This window comes from Rudaea sp. (assembly GCF_036383415.1).
Classification (GTDB): Bacteria; Pseudomonadota; Gammaproteobacteria; order Xanthomonadales; family Rhodanobacteraceae; genus Rudaea.
Genome location: NZ_DASVOK010000472.1, coordinates 1 through 4,417 on the forward strand (window position 1 = coordinate 1; position 4,417 = coordinate 4,417).

The 4,417-nt window shown below is 66.1% G+C and carries 3 protein-coding genes; 1 reads left to right on the plus strand and 2 read right to left on the minus strand.

The window, feature by feature from the left end; translation table 11 throughout:
- Position 1: 1 nt before the first annotated feature.
- The gene (gene ffh, locus VF497_RS17145) at positions 2 to 1,354 is read left to right on the plus strand and encodes a signal recognition particle protein (RefSeq protein WP_330890989.1); all 1,353 of its coding nucleotides are present in this window, start codon (positions 2 to 4) and stop codon (positions 1,352 to 1,354) included.
- Between the two features lie 87 nt (positions 1,355 to 1,441).
- On the opposite strand, the gene VF497_RS17150 is transcribed toward ffh, so the two are convergent.
- Both VF497_RS17150 and epmB read right to left on the minus strand, forming a co-directional pair.
- Entirely contained in the window at positions 1,442 to 3,502 is a 2,061-nt protein-coding gene (locus VF497_RS17150) for an EAL domain-containing protein (protein ID WP_330890991.1), read from the minus strand.
- A gap of 106 nt (positions 3,503 to 3,608) precedes the next feature.
- Positions 3,609 to 4,417, minus strand: an 809-nt coding sequence (gene epmB / locus VF497_RS17155; protein ID WP_330890993.1) for an EF-P beta-lysylation protein EpmB, incomplete at its 5' end; no start/stop codon positions are given.

The window sequence follows — 4,417 nt, forward strand, 5'->3', positions numbered from 1 at the left end:
GATCGAGCGCCTGCGCGGCCGCGCCCGGCTGACCGACGCGAACATTCGCGAGGCCTTGCGTGAAGTGCGCATCGCCCTGCTCGAGGCCGACGTGGCACTGCCGGTGGTGCAGGCGCTGATCCAGCGCATCCAGGTGCGCGCGGTGGGTCAGGAGGTGCTGAAGTCGCTGTCGCCGGGGCAGACCCTGGTCAAGGTCGTGCGCGACGAGTTGACCGCGGTGATGGGTTCGGTCAACACCGACCTGAACCTCGCGGCGGCGCCGCCGGCGATCGTGCTGATGGCCGGCCTGCAGGGCGCGGGCAAGACGACGACGGTGGCCAAGCTCGCCAAGTTCCTCAAGGATCGCAAGAAGAAAAAGGTCATGGTCGTCAGCGCCGACGTCTATCGTCCGGCGGCGATCGAACAGTTGCGCACGCTGGCGGAGCAGGTCGACGTGCTGTTCCATCCGAGCACGGGCGACCAGGACCCGGTCGCGATCGCGCAGGGCGCGCTCGATGCGGCGAAGAAGAATTTCGCCGACGTGCTGCTGGTCGACACCGCGGGTCGCCTCGCGATCGACGCGGAGATGATGGACGAGATCAAGCGCCTGCATGCGGCGCTCAATCCGGTCGAGACCTTGTTCGTCGTCGACGCAATGACCGGCCAGGATGCGGCGAACACGGCCAAGGCGTTTGCCGAAGCGCTGCCGCTGACCGGCGTGGTGCTGACCAAGACCGATGGCGATGCGCGCGGCGGCGCGGCGCTGTCGGTGCGCTATATCACCGGGCGGCCGATCAAGTTCATCGGTGTCAGCGAGAAGCCGGACGGCCTTGACGCGTTCCATCCGGACCGCATCGCGCAGCGCATCCTCGGCATGGGCGACGTACTCTCGCTGGTCGAGCAGGTCGAGCAGAACGTCGACAAGGAGAAGGCGCAGAAGCTTGCCGAGAAGGTGATGAAGGGCAAGCGCTTCGACATGAACGACATGCGCGACCAGTTGCAGCAGATGGTGTCGATGGGCGGCTTAGCCTCGCTGATGGACAAGCTGCCGGGCGTCGGCAACCTGCCCGATGCGGTGAAGTCGAAGGTCAACGACAAGGAAATCCACCGCATGATCGCCATCGTCAATTCGATGACGAAGAAGGAACGCCGTCATCCCGACCTGCTCAACGGTTCGCGCCGCACGCGCGTCGCGAAAGGCTCGGGCACTCAGCCTGCCGACGTCAACCGTCTGCTCAAGCAGTACATGCAGATGGAAAAGATGATGTCGAAGATGGGCTCGGGCGGCATGAAGGGCCTGATGCGCCAGATGGGTGCGGCGATGAAGGGCATGGGCGGTGGTGGCGGCATGCCGCCCGGCGGCTTGATGCGCTGACGCACAGATATCCGGGCGCTGTGCCAAGCGCAACTGCCGCAACAAAGGACAGGGCCAAACCAGGCGCGACGTCGCGCCCGCGCCGCATCATGCAGCGCTGAGGATTTTTTCCGGCTCGTTCAGATAATTGCCCTGGACGAAGTTCACGCCGCAAGTGAACAGGATCGACATGCTCGCGGCGTTCTCGACCTGTTCGGCGATGACGATCTTGCCGGCCTGGTGCGCTTGGTGGCAGAACTGGCGGATGAACTCCTGGTGCTCCTTGTCCTTGGGCAGATCCTGCATGTAGCTGCGGTCGATCTTCAGATAACTCGCGTCGATGTGCTTGAGCAGCTGGAACGAGTTGACGCCCGCGCCGAACTGCTCCAGCGCGAAGCTGCAATGCAGCTGGCGCAGGCCGCTGACGAAGCTGCGTGCGGCCTTGAGCTGGGTGACCACCTTGCTCTCCGGCACTTCGAACACGAGTGCGTCGCCGCGCAGGCGCGCGGCCTTGAGCTGTTGCGCGATCCACGGCAGCAGGGTTTCGTCGGCCATTGACGGCGCGGTGAGCCTGACGAAGAACGTCGTGTGCCGCCCGGCCTTCTCGCGTTCGGCCAGCGTGGTGATTGCCTTGGCGATCACCACGCGGTCGATCGCAGGCATCAGACCTGCATCTTCGGCAACCGGCATGAAGACGTCCGGCTGCACTTCGCCTTTGTCGTCGACGAGGCGCGCGAGGACTTCGTAGAACTCGCCTTCGACGCCATGCAGGTTGACGATCGGCTGGCTGTAGAGCGAGAACTTGCCGTGCTTGACCGCGCCTTCAAGGCGCTCGCGCAGTTGCTGCGCTTCGGCGATCAAGGCCGCATCGCGCACGCCCGGATCGTGGATCGACGCCTGATTGCCGCCGCGTTGCTGTAGGTCGCGCAGGCCTGCTCCGGCCTGGGTCAGCACCGCCTGCACGTTTGCGTTCTTTTCACCGATCAGCACGCCGGAGATGCTGACGAACAGGTTGAGATTGCGCTTGCCGATATCGAAATCGTGTTCGGCGTAGGCGTTGCACAGCCGTTGCGCGAGTTCGTTGGCGGCGCCGATGGGCAGCGCCGGGCTGAGCACGCCGAAGGTCTGGTCGCCGAAACGGAAGGCGATGTGTTCGGTCGATTCGAGATTGCGGCGCAGCAGGTTGGCCATGTCGCCGAGCAGCAGGTCGGCGTTGCCGAGGCCGATCTCGCTGAGATGCTCGCGGAAGTTGTCGGCCTCGAGCAGCAGCAGGATCTGGTTCGGCGCGCCGCCCGAGGCGGCGGCGACCATGCGCTCGAGTTCGGCGAGGCCGTGCTGGCGGTTGTAGAGATCGGTGACGAGGTCTTTCGTGCGCAGCGTGTCGATCTGCTGCGCGAGCTCGGGATTGGCGAGCGGTTGGCGCAGCACGATCTGCTGGCAGGGTTCGCCGCCGACGCTGGCCGGCGCGAACTCCATCACCGTGTCGAACGTGCTGCCATCGGCGCGGCGCACCTTGATCGGCAGGCTGGCCGGCGGCTTCTCGCCGCGCGACAGATTCTTGAGCAGTGATTTGAAATCGCCGGCGGCCTCGGGCGCGATCAGATCGAGCACCGACACGCCCTGCAGTTCGTCGAAGTCCGCACAGCCGAACGCTTCGAGCCAGGCGCGGTTCGCGCGCACGTGCGCGCCTTCGTGCACGTAGGCGATCGGGTCGCGCGCGGACTCGAGCAGCGAATCGCAGCGACGCTCGGATTCGGCGAGGTTCAATTCGAGCCGGCGCGCGCTGCGGCGCAGGTTGAGGCTGGCGAATTCGCGCTGGATCACGCCGACGAACAATTCCGCGTGCTGATAGGCCGCCGCGCCGTTGACGCCGTGGCGGAATACTTCGGTCAGGATCTCGCCCGACAGCTCGGGCACGATCGCGACGATGGCGATGTCCTTGCCGCCGCGGTTGGCCGCCTGCACGACCTCGTCGAGCCCGAGCGCGCTCCCGACAAGGATCAGGTCGGGCGTCTGCGCCTGCAGTTGCGCGTCGAGTTCGTCCGCGTCGCGCACCTGGGTCGCGCGCACGGCGATGCCGGCGTTGCGCAGCACGCTGGTCAGGCGCTCGGCTTCCTCGACCGACTCTTCGACCAGCAGGAGTTTGATCACGTCCGTAGGTTTGCTCATGGCTTCAATGAAGCTCGCGTCCGCGATGGGAAAATGGAAGATGTCCGAGTTTTACTCGATTCGTCCCAGCCGCGCCAGTGGGCGGGCAGATAGCAGGCAGACAGGGTCACAACGGCGTCTTGTGCGGCTCGCCCGCGATTTCGCGCACGAGCCGCGGCAGCAGGTAGCCCGGCAATTGCGCTCGCAGGGCTTCGACGAGCGCACGCGCGACATCGTCGTCGACCGCGAAATGCGCCGCGCCGGCGACGCGATCGAGCTGATGCAGGTAGTAGGGCAGCACGCCGCAGTCGAACAGGCGTATCGACAGGTTGGCCAGCGCGTCCACGGAGTCGTTGACCGCGCGCAGCAGCACGCTCTGGTTGAGCAGGGTGGCGCTGGTCTCGCGCAGGCGCTCGCAGGCGCCCGCGACGGTGGTGTCGAGTTCGTTGGCGTGGTTCGCGTGCAGCACGATCGCGACCGGCCACGGCAGGCCGCGCAGCCAGGCGATGAATTCCGCGTCGACGCGCTCCGGCAGCACGACAGGCAGGCGCGTATGGATGCGCAGGCGGCGGATATGGGCGATCGATGCGAGCGCGTCGGTCAACTCGGCCAGTTTTGCCGTTGACAGCGACAGCGGATCGCCGCCAGAGAGGATCACTTCCTCGATCGTGTCGTCGGCGCGCAGATGTTCGACGGCCTCCTGCCAGCGATTGGCCGCGGCGGTTTCCTCGCCGTAAGGGAAGTGGCGGCGGAAGCAGTAGCGGCAGTTCACCGCGCAGGAACCGGTCGCGACCAGCAGCGCGCGCCCGTGGTATTTGTGCAGCACGCCCTTGCCCGTGCGCGAGTCGAGATCGCCAACCGCATCGAGGCCGAATCCCGCTACGCTGTCGAGTTCCGTGGCCTGCGGCAGCACCTGCAGCAGCAACGGGTCGCGCG